Annotated in this window: 16 protein-coding genes; 8 read left to right on the top strand and 8 right to left on the bottom strand. The window is 68.6% G+C overall.

Annotated elements, in window-relative coordinates; genetic code table 11:
• Positions 1 to 118 precede the first annotated feature (118 nt).
• A complete protein-coding gene (locus AC16DP_RS35625) occupies positions 119 to 2,074 on the top strand; it encodes a PAS domain-containing sensor histidine kinase (protein WP_329734864.1) in 1,956 nt (651 codons plus the stop codon).
• A 52-nt stretch (positions 2,075 to 2,126) separates the two neighbouring features.
• Here the strand turns inward: AC16DP_RS35625 and add are convergent, their stop codons facing one another.
• A complete protein-coding gene (gene add, locus AC16DP_RS35630; protein ID WP_329734865.1) occupies positions 2,127 to 3,287 on the bottom strand; it encodes an adenosine deaminase in 1,161 nt (386 codons plus the stop codon).
• A gap of 54 nt (positions 3,288 to 3,341) precedes the next feature.
• Here add and AC16DP_RS35635 point away from each other — a divergent pair, with 54 nt between their 5' ends.
• The 4 genes from AC16DP_RS35635 (at position 3,342) to AC16DP_RS35650 (ending at position 8,878) form a co-directional block, all read left to right on the top strand.
• Positions 3,342 to 4,409, top strand: coding sequence for an outer membrane protein assembly factor BamB family protein (locus AC16DP_RS35635; protein ID WP_483956939.1), 1,068 nt, complete (start codon positions 3,342 to 3,344; stop codon positions 4,407 to 4,409).
• Positions 4,410 to 4,559: 150 nt separating this feature from the next.
• Positions 4,560 to 5,366, top strand: a complete 807-nt coding sequence (locus AC16DP_RS35640) for a hypothetical protein (RefSeq protein WP_329734867.1) — start codon at positions 4,560 to 4,562, stop codon at positions 5,364 to 5,366.
• Positions 5,359 to 6,267 carry a DUF3396 domain-containing protein gene (locus AC16DP_RS35645; RefSeq protein ID WP_329734868.1) on the top strand — a complete coding sequence of 303 codons (909 nt, stop codon included), beginning with the start codon at positions 5,359 to 5,361 and terminating at the stop codon, positions 6,265 to 6,267. Before AC16DP_RS35640 ends, AC16DP_RS35645 begins: the two co-directional genes overlap by 8 nt.
• A 343-nt stretch (positions 6,268 to 6,610) precedes the next feature.
• Entirely contained in the window at positions 6,611 to 8,878 is a 2,268-nt protein-coding gene (locus tag AC16DP_RS35650; RefSeq protein ID WP_329734869.1) for a CHASE domain-containing sensor histidine kinase, read from the top strand.
• 87 nt (positions 8,879 to 8,965) lie between these two features.
• On the opposite strand, the gene AC16DP_RS35655 is transcribed toward AC16DP_RS35650, so the two are convergent.
• Positions 8,966 to 9,982 (bottom strand): hypothetical protein, encoded by a 1,017-nt coding sequence (locus AC16DP_RS35655; protein ID WP_329734870.1) that lies wholly within the window; start codon positions 9,980 to 9,982, stop codon positions 8,966 to 8,968.
• 155 nt (positions 9,983 to 10,137) lie between these two features.
• Between AC16DP_RS35655 and AC16DP_RS35660 the strand changes: the two genes are divergently transcribed.
• Positions 10,138 to 11,154 (top strand): AraC family transcriptional regulator, encoded by a 1,017-nt coding sequence (locus tag AC16DP_RS35660; protein ID WP_329734871.1) that lies wholly within the window; start codon positions 10,138 to 10,140, stop codon positions 11,152 to 11,154.
• An 8-nt stretch (positions 11,155 to 11,162) separates the two neighbouring features.
• On the opposite strand, the gene AC16DP_RS35665 is transcribed toward AC16DP_RS35660, so the two are convergent.
• From AC16DP_RS35665 to AC16DP_RS35675, 3 genes are all read right to left on the bottom strand, one after another.
• Positions 11,163 to 12,242 carry a J domain-containing protein gene (locus AC16DP_RS35665; protein ID WP_329734872.1) on the bottom strand — a complete coding sequence of 360 codons (1,080 nt, stop codon included), beginning with the start codon at positions 12,240 to 12,242 and terminating at the stop codon, positions 11,163 to 11,165.
• Positions 12,243 to 12,258: 16 nt separating this feature from the next.
• A complete protein-coding gene (locus tag AC16DP_RS35670) occupies positions 12,259 to 14,613 on the bottom strand; it encodes an ATP-dependent helicase (RefSeq protein WP_329734873.1) in 2,355 nt (784 codons plus the stop codon).
• A 116-nt stretch (positions 14,614 to 14,729) separates the two neighbouring features.
• Positions 14,730 to 16,094, bottom strand: coding sequence for a hypothetical protein (locus tag AC16DP_RS35675; RefSeq protein WP_329734874.1), 1,365 nt, complete (start codon positions 16,092 to 16,094; stop codon positions 14,730 to 14,732).
• Positions 16,095 to 16,124: 30 nt separating this feature from the next.
• Here AC16DP_RS35675 and AC16DP_RS35680 point away from each other — a divergent pair, with 30 nt between their 5' ends.
• Both AC16DP_RS35680 and AC16DP_RS35685 read left to right on the top strand, forming a co-directional pair.
• Entirely contained in the window at positions 16,125 to 16,595 is a 471-nt protein-coding gene (locus AC16DP_RS35680; RefSeq protein ID WP_329734875.1) for a PaaI family thioesterase, read from the top strand.
• A gap of 359 nt (positions 16,596 to 16,954) precedes the next feature.
• The gene (locus AC16DP_RS35685; protein ID WP_329734876.1) at positions 16,955 to 17,614 is read left to right on the top strand and encodes an oxidoreductase; all 660 of its coding nucleotides are present in this window, start codon (positions 16,955 to 16,957) and stop codon (positions 17,612 to 17,614) included.
• 18 nt (positions 17,615 to 17,632) lie between these two features.
• Here the strand turns inward: AC16DP_RS35685 and AC16DP_RS35690 are convergent, their stop codons facing one another.
• From AC16DP_RS35690 to AC16DP_RS35700, 3 genes are all read right to left on the bottom strand, one after another.
• On the bottom strand, positions 17,633 to 18,070 hold the full coding sequence (locus tag AC16DP_RS35690; protein ID WP_329734877.1) for an SMI1/KNR4 family protein: 438 nt from the start codon (positions 18,068 to 18,070) through the stop codon (positions 17,633 to 17,635).
• Positions 18,071 to 18,072: 2 nt separating this feature from the next.
• Positions 18,073 to 19,584, bottom strand: coding sequence for a SitA5 family polymorphic toxin (gene sitA5 / locus AC16DP_RS35695; RefSeq protein ID WP_329734878.1), 1,512 nt, complete (start codon positions 19,582 to 19,584; stop codon positions 18,073 to 18,075).
• Positions 19,585 to 19,807: 223 nt separating this feature from the next.
• Entirely contained in the window at positions 19,808 to 20,227 is a 420-nt protein-coding gene (locus tag AC16DP_RS35700) for a hypothetical protein (RefSeq protein WP_329734879.1), read from the bottom strand.
• Between the last annotated feature and the right edge of the window lie 181 nt (positions 20,228 to 20,408).

Genomic DNA, 20,408 nt, shown 5'->3' on the forward strand with positions numbered 1-20,408 from the left:
CGCCACGCCTGACCGGGCGGTCAGCGAGGAAGCCCCAGGTGCTTGGGGCTCCACCTGTGTTGAATGCCATGTCCCACCGGCTCCCGCGCTACGCTTGCGGGGGACGGAAAGGAGAGCCATGGCCTCTACACAGAGCAGTGAGGAGCACCCGGAGCCGGCCGGTGTGGCGGATCCCTCCCCGCTGATCTGGCTGGGAGGTGGCCTGCCCCCCCGGTTCCGCTGGGTGAGCCCCGCCCTCCTCCAGGCCCTCGGTCACCCCCTGGAGGCGTGGAAGTCGCGAGGCTTCGTCTCCCAGCTCGTGCACCCGGAGGATCTCCACGGACTGCTGGAGGCCTGGGGAGCGGTGTCCAGGACGGGAGTGCCCCGGGCCCTCGAGCTCCACGGGGTCTCGGCCGAGGGAAGGCCCGTCCGCCTGGCCGTGGAGCTGAACGCCGTCGAGCCCTCGCCGGATGGGGCCGGGGAGCTCATCGGCACCGTCCGGCTCCTCGCCCCACCGCTCCAGCCCGAGGCCCCGGAGCCCACGGCCTCGAGCCTCGACGAGATGTTCCGGGAGATCACCCGCACCCAGCGCATGCACGAGGAGCTCATCGACGCCATCGACGGCATCGTCTGGGAGACGGACGCGAACTTCCGCTTCACCTTCGTCAGCAAACAGGCCGAGCGCATCCTGGGCTACCCCATCCCGCAGTGGTTGGAGGAGCCGGACTTCTGGTTGAAGCACCTGCACCCCGAGGACCGGGACTGGGCCTCCGCCTACTGCATGAAGTCCGCCCGGGAGTGCAGGGCCCACGAGTTCGAGTACCGGATGGTGGCGGCCAACGGGAGCAGCGTGTGGCTGCGGGACATCGTCACCGTCGTCTCCGAGAAGGGCGTCCCCCGCCAGCTCCGGGGCATCATGGTGGACGTCACCGCGCAGCGCCGGGCCCGGGAGGACCTGGAGCAGAGCGTCTCGCTGCTGCGCGCCACCCTGGAATCGACCGCGGACGGCGTCATCGTCCTCCAACAGGACTGGTACGTCACCGCCATCAACAAGCGCTTCCAGAAGCTCTGGAGCATCCCCGAGGCCCTGCTGGACTGCCGCGATGGCCGGGTGCTGAGCGAGCACATGCGCTCGCAGCTGGAGAACGCGGAGCAGGTCCACGAGCGGACCCAGCAGTTGCTGGCGAGCTCGGAGCAAGAAGGCGTCGACGTGCTGCGGCTCCGGGACGGGCGCGTCCTCGAGCGCTACTCGCGCCCCCAGCGGCTGGGAGACACCATCATCGGCCGCGTCTGGACATACCGGGACGTGACGGTGGAGCGCCGCGCCCAGGCGGAGAGCGAGCGGCTGCTGCGCGAGGCCCGCGAGGCCGTCCGCGTGAGGGACGACTTCCTGTCCATCGCCTCGCACGAGCTGAAGACGCCGCTCACCCCCCTCAAGCTGCACCTGCAGGTGCTGAAGCACCGGATGGCCTCCGGACAGCCCGTCCCGGCCCAGCACGTGGACAAGGCGCTCGCCCAGGTGGCGCGGCTCTCCGGGCTCATCAACGACTTGCTGGACACCTCGCGCATCCAGGCCGGACGGTTGGAGCTGCGGCACGAGCCCGTGTCCCTCGGGGCGCTCACCCAGGAGGTGCTGGCGGACCTGCGCTCGGTCAGCCCCCACCGCCTGCTCGAATACGAGGAGCCCGCCGGGCCGCTCCTCATCCAGGGCGACCGCGGCCGGCTCGCGCAGGTGCTGGTGAATCTGCTGGAGAATGCCCTCAAGTACAGCCCCACGGGCGGCACCATCCGCGTGCGCGTGGAGCGGGACGGGGCGCAGGCCCGCGTCTCGGTGTCGGACTCGGGCATCGGCATCCCCCCGGACCAGAAGGATCACCTCTTCGAGCGCTTCTTCCGGGCACGCAACGCCCCCATCTCCGGCTTCGGAGGGCTGGGGCTCGGCCTCTACATCTGCCGCGACATCGTCGAGCGCCACGGCGGCCGCATCTGGGTGGAGAGCGAGGTGGGCCACGGCTCCACGTTCCACTTCACCCTCCCGCTGTTGGAGGACGAGGCGTCCGCTACACCGCCGGAGACAGCCCCCCATCCACGTTGAGGGCCGTGCCCGTCACGTACCCGGCCCCCAGGTCCATGGCGTCCCTCCCGGCTCAGGCCGGCTGCTTCACCGCGTGCGGCCGCTTCTCGAAGGCCGCCAGCGTCTGGGCGATCTCCTGGTTCACCTGGCGCAGCAGATCCTGCTTCTCGCGGAACGGCAGGAAGGCGCTCTTGAAGCCGGACACGAGGATGGTGGTCAGGTCCTCCAGCGACAGCCCCAGCTCCTTGTGCGCCACCCACAGCTCCTTCGTCACCGTGGTGTCGGTGATGAGGCGGTTGTCGGTGTTGATCGTCACGCGCAGGCCGTAGTCGAAGTAGAACTTGAGCGGGTGCGCATCCAGGCTGGGCACCGCGCCCGTCTGCACGTTGGAGGTGGGGCACACCTCCAGGGGGATGCGGTGATCATTCACGTAGTTGAGCAGGTCTCCATCCTCGCGCAGCCGCGTGCCGTGGCCGATGCGGTGCGCGCCCAGGTAGTGGATGGCCTGGGAGATGGACTCGGGCCCGAAGGCCTCGCCCGCGTGCGCCGTGCAGTTGACGTTGTTCTTGAGGATGAGCTGGAAGGCGTCCTTGTGATCCTTGGCCGGGAAGTTCGCCTCGGCGCCCGCCAGGTCGAAGCCGATGACGCCCCGGTTCTTGTAGGCCACCGACAGCTCCGCCAGCCGCATGGACGTCTGCGGGTTGATGTGGCGGATGCCGCAGATGATGACGCCGTATTTGATGCCCGTCTCGCGCTTGGCCACCCGGAGGCCCTCGAGCACCGAGTCGATGACGGTGGTCATCTTCAGGCCCTTCTGCAGGTGCAGGGCCGGGGAGTAGCGCACCTCGAGGTAGCGCACGTTCTCGGCCGCCGCGTCCACCGCCAGCTCATAGGCCGAGCGGTAGAGGGCCTCGGCCGTCTGCAGCACCGAGAGCGTCACGTCGAAGGCCACGAGGTAGTCCTCGAGGTTCTTGCACACCTCGCCCATGTGGATGGCCTTGGCCAGGCCGTCCTCGGTGTCCGCGGGCAGCTTGACCTTCTGCTGCTCGGCCAGCTCGAGGATCGTCTTGAGACGCATGGAGCCGTCGAGGTGGCAGTGCAGGTCCGTCTTGGGGAGCGCGTGGAGCAGCTCCAGGGTGACGGGAATGGCCGGGGGCGGGGCCCAGTCGGCCCGGCGGGCGGATGAGGGAATACCAGTCGAGCTGGGGAGCTCGTCGTCGCGAATCGAAGCCATGTCGGGTTCCTTCCTTGCCAACCATCCTAGGGTCCTGAAGATCCTCCCTCAACCATGCCGCCACTCCGCCATCAGCGCCTCCTCTTACTGCTCGCCATGGCGGCGCTCATGGCTGCCTGCCGGCAGCCCACCGGCAAGCTCTTCACCTTCTCCTCTGATGCGCCGTCCCGTGCGGGGCTGGTGTCCCTGGAGGACGGTGTCCTGGTGGGCAACGAGGCCGGCCGGTTCCTCCGGTTGGACCGCCAGGGGACGGCCCTCTGGCGCGCGGAGCTGGGCCGGGAGGTGGCGGCGCGTCCGGCGGTGGCGGGGGAAAGTGTCATCGTGGGAACGGTTGGCGGGACTCTCGTCAGCCTCGCGCTCGCCGATGGCTCGGAGCGCTGGCGCCTCACCGGGCAGCCACCCGTGCTCACGCCGCTCGTCGCGGACTCCGGCTCCGTCTACGTCGTGGCCCCGGATGGGTCGGTGCGAGCACTCGCCGTGGACTCGGGCGAGGTGCGCTGGCGCCGGCTCCTGCCGTCGGGTGTCCCCCGCACCGATGCCACCCGGCCCCAGCCCGCGCCCGTGCTCGCCGGGGGGCTGGTGGTGGTGGTGCTCGGGGACGCGGGGCTGTTCGCGCTGTCACCCCAGGACGGCACCGTGCGCTGGCGCCAGCCACTGGCCCGGGTGCTCGGAATGGAGGCCCAGGGAGAGGTGCTGTACGTCTCCACCCGGAAGGGCGAGGTGCTCGCGCTCGGGCTGGCCAATGGACAGGTGCGCTGGCGGCAGACGCCCGCCTCCGCGCTCTCGAGTCCCCCGGCCTGGGCCCAGGGTCAGGTCTGGGTGGGCACGGAGGACAAGCTGCTGCTGGCCCTGTCGCCCCAGGACGGGCGCGAGTCCATCCGGCTGGCCCTGCCCGCGCCCCTCGTGACGCAGGTGATCGAGTTCCGCGAGTGGGTGCTGGTGCCCACTCGCGACAGCCAGGGCTGGTTGCTCGCGATCAAGCCTCGCGAGGGGCCTCCCGTGTTCACCTTGCGGCTGGATACGCCGCTGCTGACGCGGCCCGTGGTGCTCGGGGATCAGCTCTTCGTGCTGGGACAGGACGGGCGGGTGCTCTCGTGGCGGCTCCAGCCGCCGAAGCCGTGAGACACGGCCTCCTCTCGGCGGAGGGAAACGGCCTGGAGTGGACTTCGGTGGTAGACGTCTACCAGTGATGTAGCATTTCGCCCCACATCACTGGTAGACGTCTACCACTGAGCCGCGATAGAGGCCGCCATTCGAACTGCGAGGTGCCGCGTGCTCACCCGTCCCGTTGTCCTGAACGTGTTGGCCCTGGCCGTGCTCGTTGCGCAGTGCGCGTGTGTCACCACCGCGTCCAGCGGCAGACCGGGCGCCTACGGCTACAGCAACACGCCCGTGGGCATCGACTCCCCTTCGGCCACCTGTCGCAACAGTCTCTCCGCCTGCATCGCGCTTTACGGCAAGGAGATGGCCTCCACCACGGCTGTGCTGAAGGTGGTGATCGACGAGACGACAAGGAATTCCATTGAGGAGGAGTTGAAGAAGTGCGCCGACCTGGCTCGCTCCGAAGTGCTCCTCCGGTATCCGAAGCAATTCAAGGGCCCCGCGCCGGACGCTAGCGAGTGCAAGCAAGAAACAAAGGCCCAAGGCAGGCGCGTCACCTGGGCCATGCGGCTCGGCATCGAAATGCATGAAGTCGCCCGGAGCTGTGCCGAAGAGGCTCTGGGCAAGATGCGGCCAGGAAGATTCAGCCTGGAACAGCGCTACCGCCCTGACATGGAGACAGGAGAGAAGGAACTGGTCAGCGCCGAAGAAGAGCAAGCGCTCGAAGAATCCGGCAATGGCGGAGAGTTGAAAGGGACGCTGAAGCCCGATGTGGTCATCCACGAGGGCGACCCACTCCATGCACTCGCCGTCTATGACTTCAAGTTTCCCTGTGTGAACTCCGAATCGGTACCTGAGTGGCATCAATACCCCGATGGACATCCGTTCGCGGGGTTCAGCCAGGGGGAGATGTACCAGAATTTCATCGCCCGTCTCGTCGCTCGAATCCTTCCCCGGCTTGGAGTTGTCCGTGGCTGAGAGCTACCCTCGGATACGAATTCATACCGAGAGCGGGTACCTGCTGATCAGGGATGGCCTGGCCGTGACGTTCTTCATGCGCCATTCCCACGCGGAAATCTCGCAAGGTGTTCGTCGTTCGCTCGAGACGTACCTTCGTGCGGTTGGCCCCTCCGCGCTCTCGATGTACGCGGACGAGGAAGGTGACCACCAATCGCTTGATGATGCGGGCTGGGCACTCATCCATGGCACCCTGCAACACCCTCGCATGGCCATGGTTGACCTTTCGGGGGCGGGGAACGACCAGCAGAGCTATCGGTTCATCTATCGCGGCAGGCTCCTGGAGAGTCCGTCCCTCGAGAGCAAACCGGGCGCGGTCTCCGCTGTCTCCTTCTGGCTACCTACCGAATACCTCGAGGAGCATGGCCCTGAGCGGATACGCGAACTCGCGATGGAGATGGCCGCGCCCCTGCCCTTTTGCACTGGCTACACAGGGCTCTCCTTCAACAGCGCGACCAGGCTGGAACAGATGCAGGGAGACACTCCCAAGCTGCGCTTCCACTACCCGGGCATGGATGTTCCCGACATGAGTTGGGTCTCGTTACACATCGGAACCCAGGTGCGGGGTCCTTCCTGGCTGACCTTCCTCGGGCAGCCCGTGCTGGGAGAATTGGGCGGCGTATCCAGGCTGCGCGCCCGGTTGCGCCATCCGGAAACCACCGTCCAGGAGTTGGAGGGGGATAGGGCCGTTGTCTCCCTGGGCCCCTGGCCCGAGGCGGGCGACACCGAGCAGGGAAATGTCCTGCCCGCCTACCGCGAACTGGCGCGCGTGCTGGAACCCTGGCTCTACCATGAGCCGAAGCTCCATGCCGTCCAGAGCATGGAGGACACGCGCCGCTGGGAGCGCCGGTTCCTGGATTGACTCACGGCTCCACGGGGAGGCTGGAGACGCCACTGCTCACTGAGCCGGCGAGCGGGGAAATGATGCACACCCTCCGCAGGCAGGGACTCGACTCCCGCGCACTCAGGGCTACGGGACGACGTCCGTCGTAGAGCCATGGCCCGTTCCCCCTTCCCGGCTTCCGGGAGGCCCACCTCGAGACCCATCCCCCGGGTGGGGCCAGCGAGGCCTTCCCAAGGACCAGCGTGTTGGCACCGCGCTCGAACGCTTGCCGGTGGGCCGCAACGGGGGAGTCCCTGACCGCCAGTCCAAGACGCCGGGGCAATCCCATTGCCAGCGGAACTCCCTGGATGCATCTCCTTGTATGTCCCGCCCGCGCTACTTCCGGGTACCGTGGATCGTCCTCGGCCTCTCGCTCGCCGCGACCCTCGTGGCCGCGATGGCCACCCTGTGGCTCCTCCACAGGCAGGAGCTCAATCAATTCCACAATCAGGCGAAAGCCGCGCGCATCCGCATCGCCATGCGCATGGACTCCTTCATCCATCTCCTCGACTCCGGCGAAGGGCTGATTTCCGGGGTGAGCAACATCAGCCGGGAGACCTTTCGAGGGGTCGTCACCCAGCTCCTGGGCCAGGCGGACCCGGGGATTCAGGGGATTGGCTACTCGCTCCGGGTGCCTCCGGGGCAGGTCGCGCACGTGGAGGAGCTGGCCCGCCGCGGTGGAATCGAGGACTTCCACATCTGGCCCGCCGGTCCGCGAGACGAGTACCACACCATCTTCTTCCTCGAACCGATGAACGTCCGGAATCGTGCCGCGCTGGGCTACGACATGTTCTCCGAGCCCACACGCCGGGCCGCCATGGAGCGCGCGCGTGACACCGGACAAGCCGCGATGTCCGGCAGGGTGAGCCTGGTGCAGGAGATCGAAGGGCCTCGTCAGCCGGGCTTCCTCATCTACGTACCGGTCTATGAGGGAGGGATCACGCCCGCGACGGTCGAGGAGCGGCGCCAGAAGCTGAGCGGCTTCATCTACAGCGCCTTTCGCGCCCAGGATCTCTTCGAGAGTCTCTTCGGTGAGGCCTTCGACCTCGAGGCGGATGACCCGAAGGTGGCGGTGGCGATCTACGATGGGGCGCCGCAGGAGCGGAACCTTCTCTTCGATGAGCGCTCGTCCACTCCCGGGCTCGGAGCTCGCGGCTTCACCGAGGTCCAGGAGCTCAGGGTGGCCGGGCGCACGTGGACGGTGGTGGTCCGCGGCCTCTCCCCTTCGTACCCCGAGGGCTGGCTCGGCTGGCTTCCCGTCCTGGTGCTCGTGGGAGGTGTCTTCATCACCTTCGTCTGTTCGGGCCTCTCGTTTTCCGAGGCCAGGGCGCTGGAGTTCGCGCAACGGCAGCGGGCCGCCGCGGAAGGCCTCGCCCGCGTGGGCCTGGTGCTTGCCTCCCGGCTCGACACGCAGACCATCCTTCAGCGGATGACCGAGGAGGGCACCCTGCTCACCCGGGCGGAGGCGGGCGCCTACCTGGTGAGACAGTGTCCGGATGCACGAGGCGTGGAGGCGCTGGCGGCCGTTCCCCGTGAAGCCGCCGCCGCGCTCACGTCGGCCGTGGTGATGCCGTGGGTGGAGCGGATCTTCCAGGGCGAGCGCGTGCGCGAGGAGGATCTCCGGGCGGAGCCCTTGCTCGGCGGGAAAGGGAATGGCTGGAAGGGTGCATGGCCCGTGGTCAGCTGTCTGGGCGTCCCGGTGCGCGGGCGCAATGGGGAGACCATGGGCGCACTGCTGTTCGCGCACACCAGGCCCGGGCACTTCCGGCCGGAGCACGTGCAATGGGTGGAAGGCCTCGCGGCGCAGGCGTCCGTGGCGCTGGACAACGCGCGCCTCTACCGCGCATCACAGGACTCGGTCCGGGCGCGCGAGGAGTTCATGTCCATCGCCTCGCACGAGCTGAAGTCGCCCCTCAATGGCCTCTCGTTGCGGCTGCAGATGCTCGAGTCCATGGCCCGCTCGGGGGCGCCTCCCGAGCGGCTGCTCGCCACCATCCAGGGCGGGCGCGCTGGGGTGCAGCGGCTTGCCCGGTTGATTTCAGAGCTGATGGACATGGCGCGCATCACCGGGGGGCGGTTCCGGATCGAAAGGACGGAGACGGACCTGGGCGAGCTGGTGCGCGAGGTCTCGGAGCGGCTGGAGCCGGAGGCCCTGCGAAGCGGGAGCCAGCTGCGGCTCAGCGCCGGCGCGAATCTGACGGGCTCCTGGGACGGCATGCGGCTCGAGCAGGTCGTCACCAACCTGCTGGACAACGCCATCAAGTATGGGGCGGGGCTGCCGATCGACATCTCCGTCCACCGCGATGGGGACTGGGCGGTGCTGGAGGTGGTGGACCATGGCATCGGAATCCCTCCCGCGCGGCTGCCCAGGGTGTTCGACCGCTTCGAGCGCGCGGTCTCCGATCAACAATACACAGGCCTCGGTCTCGGGTTGTACATCTCGCGGCAGATCGTGGAGTTGCACGGAGGCACCATCCAGGTGGAGAGCCAACCCGGCGAGACGCGCTTCACCGTGAGGCTGCCCTGTGCCCCCGCGGGGGAGGAGTTGGGACGTCACCCGCCCGAGGCGGACGCGCCTCCCCCGCCATGAGCCTCCTGGCTTTCGGGGACCTGATCAGCCCGAAAACGCCCGGCGCCTGCCTCCACACCAGGCCCAGGTGAAGACATCGCCGGGAGGCTACGGCAGCACGTAGCTCGCCGTGCAGCCGGAGGCACTCGGGGCGGTCTCCAGGGCGGCGTTGCTCGGGTAGAAGCGGGCGCACGCGGCCACCTTCACCGCGGTCTGATCCGGGGTGTGCACCCACACGTTGCTCTTGAGGATGCTGCTCGGCGGGTTCTGGAGGGTGACGATGCTCGGGCCCGTCTTGTACGGGCTGCCCGTGCTGCCCGTGAGCTGGACGTAGGCGCTCATGACATCCATGTCCACCGGCGCGCCCACCGTGGTGCTGCTGCGCGCGTAATAGACAGACACGCTCTGGTTCGTCGCCGGCTGCTGGCACAGGGCGCGCCAGAGCTGGATCCGGCCGATGATCGCGCCGCTGGACGACAGGATGTCCGCCGCGCTCAGCCGCTCCGAGGGCGCGCAGCGCTGCACGGCCTCATGCTCCAGCAGGGCGATGGGGTCGCCCGAGACCGGTGCGGTGCCGTCCAGGAAGACGGGCTGGATCTCGGTGATGTGCTCCATCCCATCGGCGTGATCCCGCGAGAACCCGATGCTGATGCGGTCCGTGGTGCACGGCGCGGGGAAGCCCAGGGACACATTCTTGTCCGTGTAGCTGAGGTACTGCGGGAAATCGACGGCCTCCTGGTCGCAGAACGCGCCCACCCGGTAGGAGTAGGCCGCCGGCAGGTCCGAGTATCCCCCCACCTGGGTGCGCACCCCGGAGAGCGTCCGCTTGCCGGGGAACTGGAGGTCGATCTTCAGGCGCGCCGTGCTGTTCTCGGCGATGAGCGCGAACTCGCTGACGCTGAAGTTCCCATCGAAGAGCTCGCAGACGCCCGCCCCGCGGGTGTACGCGCCGTTGTGGTGGACGGTCACGGTGATGGGGCCATAGACGGAGTTGGGGCACTCCGTGGCCGTCGACGCATAGGTGAGTGGAGCGCTCCGCCGGGCCAGCTCCGCCGGCATGTCCTCCGCGGCGCAACCCGCGCTCAGCAAGGCCGTGGCACCCAGGATTCGCAGACCCATCTTCATGTGAGGCTCCTTTCGTGGACCGCGGGAGCGGTCCCGTGTCGAGACCCGGAAGTCATACGATGCGGGGATTCCCGGGGAGGAGGTGTCACTTCACGCCAGGGCGTGTCATTTCGCGACAGAGCCGGGTGGTAGCCTCGCGGTCACAGAGGGACACGATGGGAATGCGTCGAGAGCGGAGACATCGCTCCTCGCTCGTACGTGCCGCGTTGCTGAGGGTCGTGCAGGCGGGCGGTGGGGTGGAGGCGCTGCTGCGGGACTTCGAGCTGCCGCGCGGCGTGATGACGGAGCACGAGTGGACCATGCCCCTGCCGAGGTACCGGGAGTTCCTCGCGGCCTGCGCGGAGGCCGCGCGGGACCCGGCGCTCGGATTCCACCTGGCCACCCGGCTGCCGCGCGGCTACCTGGGCGTCTTCGAGATGAGTGCCGCCTCGGCGCCCAACCTGGAGGAGGCCGCGGCGCGATTCGTGCGCTACCTGCGGCTGCTCAGCGAGGAGCTGGAGGCCCGGCTGGAGCAGCGCGGGGATGCGTTCGCGCTGCGCCAGTGGATAGAGGGCGAGCCGCTCGGCCTGGGGCAGCACGGCAACGACTTCGTCACGGCCGCCATCCTCCGGCATGCGCGGGAGTTCACCGGGGTGCACCTCGAGCCGCTCGAGGTGAGCTTCGCGCACCCGCGCCCGGCGGACGTGAGCAGGCTCCAGGACTACTTTGGCAGGACGCTGCTGCGCTTCGACGCGGGAGAGAACACCCTGGTGGTTCGCGCCGAGCAGATGGCCCTGCCGCAGATGACGTTCAACCCGGAGCTGCTCCAGGTGCTGGACGGGCACGCGCACCGGCTCATGGCGAGCGCCTCGGAAGAAGCGCCGGACTTCCTGGCCACGGTGTCGGCGCGGATCCGCGAGAACCTGACGCACTCGCAATCCCTGCTGCCGCGGGTGGCGTGTGCCCTGGGGCTGAGCCCGAGGACACTCCAACGGCGCCTGGTGGAGCACGGGAGCTCCTTCCGCGAGCTCGTCGAGCACGTGCGCAAGGAGCTGGCGCTCTCCTCGGCGGCGCACCGCAGCGTCGGGGAGCTGGCGTTCCTGCTCGGCTACAACGAGCGGGCCAGCTTCGTGCGCGCGTTCCGGCGTTGGACGGGCACCACCGTGGGCGAGTACCGCGAGCGGCACGGGTAGCCAGGGCCCTACGCGGACCCCCGGTCTCCGCGCTGGCGCAGCTCGCTCCACGCTTGATTGAGCTTGCGCGTCTCCTCCGCGGCCAGCGCCTGGAGCTTCGGCCCCAGCTGCGCCACCTTGTCCGGGTGGTACTGGGTGATGAGGGCCAGGTAGACCCGCTTCACCTCGGCCAGGGGCGTGCCCGGAGCCACGCCGAGCACCTCCCAGGGGCTGCTGGGGGCGGGCCTCGCGGCGGCGGGCGGCTCGGGCGCTTCGGGCGCTTCGGCCTCGGGGGCTTCTTCCTCCACGAGCGGGCTGGCCCCGAGCTCCTCCGCGCACGCCGTGCACAGCAACAGCTCACGGGCAGCCGGGCTGGCACCCTTCACCGAGTAGTCGCCGAAGCAGTCGCCACACACCATCCGGCGGCAGTGCTCGCAGCGCGCGGCGCAGTCGACCTGATCGAGCGAGGCCGCGCACGAGAAGCACTCCTCGGGCAGCGGAGCCTCCTCGCCGCACGCGGTGCAGAAGGCCCAGGTGGGCTCGAGCTTCGCCTCACACCCCACGCACACGGGCGCCCCCTCCTCGGGGGAGGGCCGCCAGCGCTGCGCCGTGGCACACCAGGGGCAGTACGGCATCAGCCAGGCCACCTTGCCCTCGCACCTGCGGGAGCGGCAGTCGAAGTCGAGCGCATAGCCCTCGGCGGAGTCCCGGGCTTCGTTCTCCTCCTCGAAGGACTCGCCGCAGGCCCAGCAGGCGTTGAAGGCCTCGTGCGAGGGCGCTCCGCACGCGTCGCACAGGGGGTTGCCGTGCTCGGCCTCCCATTCCAGCTCCAGGCCGCAGGAGGGGCAGCACCGCATCCACCGGACCGCCTGAGGGTGCGTGCAGGCCGCCTGCGCCGCCCGCCTGCGCCGGCCCGGAGGTTCGGGGAAGGACGGCGTCCCGCCGCGAGCCGCGAGCGCATCCCACAGGCAGCTGGCACAAGAGCCCGAGCGCAGGCAGTGCTGGCACACCTCGTCCCCACAGAGCCCGCAGCGGCCCGCGAGCCGCCGGCCCCCCAGGCCCAGCAGGGCGGGCGTCAGGACCTCCAGGCAGCACGGGCACGCGGACATGGGCGCAGTATAAGCGTCACCCCGGCAGCAAGAAGCGGGCGATGACTCGCTTCAGGCCCACCGAGCCACCGAAGTCCACCGTCACCTTCGCGTTGGGTCCGCTGCCGTCCGCCGAGATGATCTTCCCCATGCCGAACTGCTCGTGGCGCACCCGCATCCCGCGCACGTCCCCGCCCACGCCGTCCATGTCCGACGCCTGCGAGTAGGTCCGGTCGATCCGCGGTCCATCGTCCTCCTCCGCCCAGTTCCGCTTGCGCGTCATCATCGGCGAGGACTTCGGCGCGGGTGTCTCCAGCTCCTGCTCCGCGAAGCCGAAGAGCGACTGCGGCACCTCCCGCAGGAAGCGCGAGGGCGGGTTGTAGCGCAGCTCGCCGAACAACGAGCGGCACTGCGCCAGGCTCACGAACAGCCGCTTCCGCGCGCGCGTGAAGCCCACGTAGCAGAGCCGCCGCTCCTCGGCCATCTCCTCCCCGTCCGGGTCATCCGCCGCCAGCGAGCGCGAGTGCGGAAAGACTCCGTCCTCCATCCCCGTGATGAACACCGCGTCGAACTCGAGCCCCTTCGCCGCGTGCAGCGTCATCAACGCCACCCGGCCCTCTCCCACGTCCGCGTCCGCCTCGCCCACCAGGCTGATCTGCTCCAGGAACGCGTTCAGCGCCGGCACGTCCGCCGTCAGCGGCGAGGAGTCCAGCCCCTCCTCCTCCGGCTCCGGCTGCTTCGCGTCCGTGGCCGCCGCCACCGCCGCCGCCGCACGGTTCAGGTCGAACTCCTGCGCCGCGCCCAGGAACTCGCGCAGGTTCTCCGCCCGCGTCAGCGACTCGTCACTGCCCTCCGTGACGAGCGACTCCACCAACCGCGACTCCTTCAACATCTGGTCCACCGCGCTCGCCGCGTCCTTCGCTTCCTGCGCGCACGCATGCAGCGAGGACACCACCGCGTGGAACCCCGTCAGCCGCTTCACCGCCGCCGTGTTGAGCCCCGGAATCCGCTCGGGCGCCGCCGTGGCCTCGTACAGGCTCACCCCCGCCTGGTTCGCCCAGTCCTGCAGCCGCTCCACCGTCGTGTCGCCAATGCCTCGCGCCGGCGTGTTGATGATGCGCAGCAGGTCCGCGTCCGAGCGCGGATTCACCATCAGCCTCAAGTAGGCCGCCGCGTCCCGCACCTCGGCCCGATCGTAGAAGCTCCGTCCGCTCACCAGCGTGTACGGCACCCGCGCCAGCCGCAGCGCCTCTTCCAGCACGCGGCTCTGCGCGTTGGTGCGGTAGAAGACCGCCATCCCCGAGTACTTGATGAAGCCCTCGCGCTGCAGCTCGTGGATGCGGCGCGCCACGTCCTGGGCCTCGGCGCGCTCGTCCCGGTTCATCAGCAGCACCAGGTTCTCGCCCTTGGGCCGGTCGCTCCACAGCTTCTTCGGCATGCGCCGCGTGTTGCGCGCGATGACCGCGTGCGCCGCGTCCAGGATGTTCTGGTCCGAGCGGTAGTTCTGCTCCAGCTTCACCACCCGCGCGCCCGCGTATGACTCCGGGAAGCCGATGATGTTGTCCACGCTCGCCCCGCGCCAGCGGTAGATGGACTGGTCGTCATCGCCCACCACCACCAGGTTGGGCCGCCGCTCCGGGGGCGCCAGCAGCCGCAGCAGCTCGGCCTGCACCGGGTTGGTGTCCTGGAACTCGTCCACCAGGATGTGCTGGAAGCGCCGCCGGTACTGCTCCGCCACGTCCGGGCGCTTGCGGAAGAGCGCCACCAGCAGCAACAGCAGATCGCCGAAGTCCACCGCGTTCGCCGCGCGCAGCAGCCGCTGGTAGACGGGGTAGGTCTTCTTCACCACCTGCCCACGCAGGTCTTCCAGCTCCACCTCCATGTCCTCCGGGAGGCGGCCCGAGTTCTTCTCCTGGTCGATGCGGTGGAGGATCTCCCGCGGCTGCATGATGGGGTCCACGCGGGCCTCGCGGATGGCGCGCTTGACGAGCTGGAGCTGATCGCCATCGTCGTAGATGACGAACGAGGGCGTGAGTCCCCCCACCACCGTCTCCAGCGACTTGTCCGCCGCCACCAGGGGATCCCTCAGCACCCGGCGCAGAATCATGGACGCCGAGGAGTGGAAGGTGCTCACCACCAGATCGTTCGCCCGGCCCCCGAGCAGGTGGACGAGGCGCTCCCGCATCTCGCGGGCGGCCTTGTTGGTGAAGGTGACGGCCAGGATGCGCCAGGGGTAGACGTCGCGCACCTCGACCAGGTGGGCCACCCGGCGGGTGATGACGCGCGTCTTGCCACTGCCCGCCCCCGACAGCACGAGGAGCGGGCCATCCCCATGCAGGACTGCTTCCTTCTGGGGATCGTTCAGGTCTTTGAGGAGTTCGTCGGCGTTCAAGGCAAGGTGCTTTTCTAGAGGCAAACCTTGCTTCTAACGAGTTTCCGTCCATCTGGAAGGACGTTCCACGCAGGGGCTCGCCCGCCCGTCCTCCGAGGGAGTCTTCCCGAGGGCCCTCAGCACCCGCAGTCGCAGTTCTCCACCACGGCGCCGGCCAGCTCGGAGCCGTCCTCGTGCAGCAGCCGCACCGCCTGCGCGGGCCAGGACTCCTGCACCAGCAGCTCCACCTTCCCGTCCCCCTCCAGGTCCAGGACGCCCACCACGTCCTCGCCCGCCAGCGCCTTCGCCGTCAGCGCCCGCGCCCCTCCGCCGCCCGGCTCCAGCACCACGGCCCGCGTCACCTGCCGGTTGTAGTCCCCCCCACACATCGTGTTGCCCTCGCCCGTGCGGAAGCGCGCCACCGTGAAGACGGCGGACGTGCTCCCGGAGGCATAGCGGAAGGACTTCACCTCCTCGCTCAGCCGCTCCTGCACCAGCTCCGCCTGGAGGGAGCCCTCGGAGCGCAGCGCGGCGAAACGCTCGGAGCGCCGGAGCGCCTGCTCCTCGGCCGCCAGCACCTCCGAGGGTGGCCCCTCACCGGCCGCGAAGAACACCGGCGCCTTCGTTCCCGCGGGCAGCGCGAACGCCACCGCGTCCGGAGCCACCGCGCAGTCCAGCTCGGCGAAGGCCCAGGGCCGTCCACAGCCCGGTGCCTCGGGAGGCGGCTCCTGCTGGAAGTAGCCGGCGTGCGGCACGCCCCGGTTGATCCACGCGAAGCCCTTCACCGCGCACCCCGCCTGGAGCAGCCCGGCCGCGCCGTAGACGTCCACCGTCTCCCCCTTCACGAAGAGGCCCATGGGGTCCTCCTCGACAGCGGCCATCCACACGCTCCGGCGCACGTCCACCGGCTCGAGCACGATGCTCGTCCTCGCCTCGCCCAGCAGCATGAAGGTGCGCCCGGCATGCGACTCCACGAAGCGCGGCACCGTCCGCCGGGTCAGCGCCTCGGCCCGGGCCGCTTGGGCCTCGGACTCGACCAGGCAGGTGAGGTCCTTGCGCTCCCGCTCGGGCTCCAGCGGCCCGGCGTTCTTCACGTAGGCCACCACTCGCGCCTGGGAGAGTTGCTCGCGGAAGCCCTCCGCCTCCGCCCGGGTGTCGAACACCTTCGCCACCAGCACCTCCAGGCACGGGCGCAGCTCCTTGAAGGCGTTGGTGGACAGCCGCAGGGGCTCCGCGACCAGCCCCGTCGCCTTCAGCGCTTGCAGCACCCCACTCCCCTCCCCGGGCGTGGACGAGGAGTGGACGATGACCAGCCACTTCTTCGCGTAGCGTGCTTCCAGCGGGGGAGGAGCCACACCCGGAGTGGAGGCCTCCGGCGTCCCGGCATCCGGGGCCACCTGGGCCTGGACGGGCTCGGGCTCGGACGTCGCACAGCCCCGCGACTCCGAGCATCCCCAGACAGCCAGCAGGACAAGGACGAGCAGACGCGGCAGGCGAGGCATGGACGACGTTCTACCAGTAGAGTCGCGCCCATGTCCGACGCCGATGCCCGTCCCACCCAGGAGCAGCTGGATCGCTACGCCGAACAGTTCAGTCAGAGTCAGACCATGCGCCTGCTCGGTCTACGGCTGAGCTTTCCGCGGGGTGACAAGGTGGTCGTCACCCTGCCCGAGGTCCGTGCCGAGCACCTCGGAGGCCTGGGCACCCATGCCATCAACGGCGGCATCATCTCCGCCATGTTCGACTACGCCATCGGCTGCACCCCCGCCCTGGTGGACCCCACCCGCCGCTGCGCCACCGTGCAGCTGTCCGTCAGCTTCGAGCGGCCCCTCCGGGGCACCGCCATCCGCGCCGAGGCCACCATCGACAGCTTCGGCACCTCCACCCTCTTCGCCTCCGCCCGGATGTACGACGACAAGGGGCAGGTGTGTGCCCGCTGCCAGGGCGTGGTCAAGGTGTCCCAGATGAAGTGGGCCTCCGGAGAGAGCCCGGCCGTCAACTGAGCCCACCCGGGCCCCCCTTCCCTCCCCTCCGATATGTCCACCGGCACGGGACGTTTCCCAGGCACCGGGCAGCAGCGAGACCCCGGCGGGCCCGTGGAAGCCCGGGAAGACACGATGGGTGTGGCCTTGGTGCAACCAGTTCGCGGCGGGGTGCGACAGTCGGCGCTACCGGAGCGCCGGGGGCCTCTCCGTGGCCGACTCCCTCGACGTGTGCGGACTGGCGCTCAGCAAAAATCCGCCGCCGCTGCCCCTGGTGGCCGCCTTCCTCGCCAATGACTTCTCCCAGCCACCGCGCGCCATCCAGCAATAGCCCGGCGTGCCCCTGGCGCCCACGCGCGGGTTGTGCTGAGCATCCGCGCATGGACACGCAAACACGCACCGCGCTCGTGGCTGGCGCGAGCGGGCTCGTCGGAGGACTCCTCCTCGACGCGCTGCTCGAGGACCCGCGGTACCGGGAAGTGCACTCCCTGGGCCGCCGGCCGCTGCCCCGGCAGAATCCGAAGCTCGTCCAGCACACGGTGGACTTCGCCCGGCTCGGGGAGGAGACCCTGCCCGCCGCACAGGACGCCTTCTGCTGCCTGGGCACCACCATCAAGAAGGCCGGCGGCCAGGAGGCCTTCCGCGCCGTGGACCATGACGCCGTGCTGGCCTTCGCGAGTGCCGCGAAGAAGGCCGGTGTGCGGCGCTTCCTCGTGGTGACGGCGCTCGGCGCGGATGCGCGCTCGCGCGTCTTCTACAACCGCGTGAAGGGCGAGACGGAGGAACACCTCAAGGGAATGGGCTTCGAGTCCCTCGTCATCCTCCAACCCTCGCTGCTGCTCGGGGATCGCGCCGAGAGCCGTCCAGTAGAGCGCGCGTCCATCGTTGCCTCGCGGATGCTCGCGCCTCTGCTGCGCCCGCTGGCGAGCCGTCCCATCGAGGCCCGCACCGTCGCACGGGCCATGCTCGCCCTGGCGCACTCGGCGTCCCAGGGCGTGAAGGTGGCTCCGTCGGGAGAGTTGCAGCAGTTCGGCCGGTAAGGCGACCTGCAACGGTTCTCATCCGTCATGAAGCCCCTCCAGGAACGCCTGGAAGCTGTTCGCGACGGAGAGAATGGACAGTTCGCTGGTCACGAGGACGACCCTGGGCGAGTCAGGAGCAGTCCTGAAATCGAAGCACAGGTACTCGCCGCCGGGGGTTCTCCCAAAGGGGAAGATTCCTGGCGGCAGATGGGGCCCGAGCACCTCGTGGACTCGCATGACCGAGTACGACTCCCGCCCCTCGATGGGAGTGATGGTCAGGAGGTCGTTGAAGACATCCTCGGCTCCACCGACGTCGAAGACACAAGGCTCGGGGGCCATACCCTGGTAACGGCAGACGAGCTGTTTGTAGGTTTCAGGCAGCCTCACCCCCCATGCCTGCTCGACAGGCATGAGCCTACCGACGTCAATGGGATGAGGCTCGTCTCGGAGATAGGGCTTCCAGCGAATCTCCATGGTCAACGGCCTCCCCCCCAGATGGCCATCCCTCCTGTATGGGAATTGGCCAGCAAGTGGTCTCCATCCGGCACGAGTTGCATCCTTCCAACGTCTTGGTGGTGATGCCATGCGTAGCCATCGGGCGCCCGGACGGAAGTCCCAAGGCCCTCGATGCTGCTCCGGGAAAGACCAAGCTCCCGTGCCAGAGAAGGATCCTCCTCGATTGCCTGGAGAAGCTTCTGGTTCGCGGCTCTGTAGTGCCCCGGCCGCGAGCGACTGCCGATGTGGATGTCGTCCAGAAGGGTCTCGAACTTCGTCTTGAACTCGGGGAAGCCATTCTCGTCGAAGCGGATGGTCCGCTGCCCGTCGGTGACGGACTGCCCAGCGCGATTGCGGCCCAGGTTGGTGATGGGCTCTGGAGGACTCCTCGACCCCTTGTAGGGCACAATCCTTCCATCTTCGGTGAACCGGGGCTTGCGCCAGGACTCCACGGATTGGATCCGGTGCTTGTTCTCGCGAGGAACTGCAGCCTGGGAAGCCTCTTCGTCGTAGCGAGAGCCACCGCCATCACCCGTGGACACCGTGGCCAGAGCATTGGGGGCGAAGGACGCGATGATACCAGCCTCGGAGAGCGCTATCGCCCGTGCCCGGAGGAGAACCAGGAAGCTGGCTCCAGCTTCCAATTCGGCGAGGGCAGGCAAGCCCGGTCCCGGCGGACGCATCATGGCGGCGTGACTGGTGGAACCGAGCGCCATGGTAGTCAGCATCACGAGCACGCGCGCCGTCTGTGTACCTATCAACGCACCAAAGCGCTCACCGGCCGCACGAAGCTGAGCGAAGGAGCGTGCCCGCAGCGCATCGGCCCTCATCTGCCGCCAGCCGTCGAGCAGACTCTTGACCGTATCCATTCCCAGATACGCCACCATCCAGGCGGTGAGGGTGATCACAATGGCTTTCGAGACAGGCTCGGGCAGGACCAGGAGCGTGAGATACGCCGTCAGTGAAGAGATGACCGCATTGTAAAGTTGAGCAGGGTCCAGGATGCCCTGAACAGCGGAATGGGCTCCGGCCCACACTCCGTCCACGGCAAAGGAAAGGGCCATGTCCACTTTCTCGTCAGGGCCCAGGGAGAGCCCCTCCTCGGGCGAGGAAAGGCAGTCACCGGGACGGCGGGTGCACCAGCTCTGGTACTCACTGACGAGAGCGGCTTGCTCACCGTTGGAGAGAGGAGGTGCCCAGGAGAGCGTCAACCTGGGCAACAGGGGACGCAGGGGAGTGGACAATCCGGCCGCCAGTCTGGCCATGGCCAGTTCGAAGTGGGCTTGAGACACCTCCACGGAGGCACGGCGAGGCAGCAGTGGCAACGCGAAGAGCCGGCCCTGACCGTCATCCAGAAAGACCCTCGGTGTGTTGATGACCTCGCAGGAGGCGACTGGCGATGCGTCCCCCGCGAGACCTCTACGTACACGTCGCCCGTCATCCGTGGCGCAGGCCATGGCCAGCAGGAGCACGACCAGAGGCCAGACCTTCACTCCACGTGAGGGCCTCCTGGAACGAGTCAGGAGAGGAACCGATACAAGGGCCTCCCTATCGGGCATCTTCCGTTTATCTCGGCTGGCGGGCATCGAAAGAAGATGATGCCTTGAACGAGCACCCGAGGAAACCAGCGGACCGAGCCCATGTGCGCGCTGGGCAATGACGCCATCCTGGACTTCACGGACACCCAAGAGGGCAGGTGCAACAGCTCGGCCGAGGCTAATGACGCCCCAACTCCCTGTCCCAGGCGTATAACTGCCCGTTCACCGCGTATTTGTCGGCGCTGGAGATGGACTCGAACTTCTCCAGGGGAAGCACGGAGAGGCGCTCGCGCAGGAAGTCCGGATCACGGAGCACCTCGCGGTGTTTGAGATCGGTGTTCGCCTCCACCACGACAGGCATCACCCGGATCACGGCCTCCAGGCAGTCCTCTCGGGTAGCGCGAGCCATGCGCTCCACCGTCAGGGCCATGTGCTCGCGGACCGAGGCAGGGCCTCCGGGGCACCATGCCTCCAGGGTCTTGCGGTAGATATCCTCCATGAACTCTTCCAGCGTGTACTTCTTCCCGGGCCAGAACGCATAGCGAGGGCCCTGGAGCATGTCCCAGAAGCGGAGCACCGAGGCGAGCCGTTTGGCCACGCGCTCCGCACTCCGCGGCGGGGACGGAGACACAGCATAATGGAGGGCGCCCCAAGGGCAGGATTGATCCAAAGTCCGTAGGAGAGGTTTTGAAGAGGGGGAGAGCAAGTCCAGACAATCTCAGGCAAAGAGGGGGCATCCCTCCGGACGGCGCTTGAAAGAAGGGCGCCGTGGAAGGACA

It is taken from the genome of Archangium sp. (assembly GCF_057119385.1).

Excerpts from the sequence above, each read along its gene's own strand:
- AC16DP_RS35625 (WP_329734864.1), top strand. The coding sequence starts at position 119 with ATGGCCTCTACACAGAGCAGTGAGGAGCACCCGGAGCCGGCCGGTGTG.
- add (WP_329734865.1), bottom strand. The coding sequence starts at position 3,287 with ATGGCTTCGATTCGCGACGACGAGCTCCCCAGCTCGACTGGTATTCCC.
- AC16DP_RS35635 (WP_483956939.1), top strand. The coding sequence starts at position 3,342 with ATGCCGCCACTCCGCCATCAGCGCCTCCTCTTACTGCTCGCCATGGCG.
- AC16DP_RS35650 (WP_329734869.1), top strand. The coding sequence starts at position 6,611 with ATGTCCCGCCCGCGCTACTTCCGGGTACCGTGGATCGTCCTCGGCCTC.
- AC16DP_RS35655 (WP_329734870.1), bottom strand. The coding sequence starts at position 9,982 with ATGAAGATGGGTCTGCGAATCCTGGGTGCCACGGCCTTGCTGAGCGCG.
- AC16DP_RS35660 (WP_329734871.1), top strand. The coding sequence starts at position 10,138 with ATGGGAATGCGTCGAGAGCGGAGACATCGCTCCTCGCTCGTACGTGCC.
- AC16DP_RS35665 (WP_329734872.1), bottom strand. The coding sequence starts at position 12,242 with ATGTCCGCGTGCCCGTGCTGCCTGGAGGTCCTGACGCCCGCCCTGCTG.
- AC16DP_RS35675 (WP_329734874.1), bottom strand. The coding sequence starts at position 16,094 with ATGCCTCGCCTGCCGCGTCTGCTCGTCCTTGTCCTGCTGGCTGTCTGG.
- AC16DP_RS35680 (WP_329734875.1), top strand. The coding sequence starts at position 16,125 with ATGTCCGACGCCGATGCCCGTCCCACCCAGGAGCAGCTGGATCGCTAC.
- AC16DP_RS35685 (WP_329734876.1), top strand. The coding sequence starts at position 16,955 with ATGGACACGCAAACACGCACCGCGCTCGTGGCTGGCGCGAGCGGGCTC.
- AC16DP_RS35690 (WP_329734877.1), bottom strand. The coding sequence starts at position 18,070 with ATGGAGATTCGCTGGAAGCCCTATCTCCGAGACGAGCCTCATCCCATT.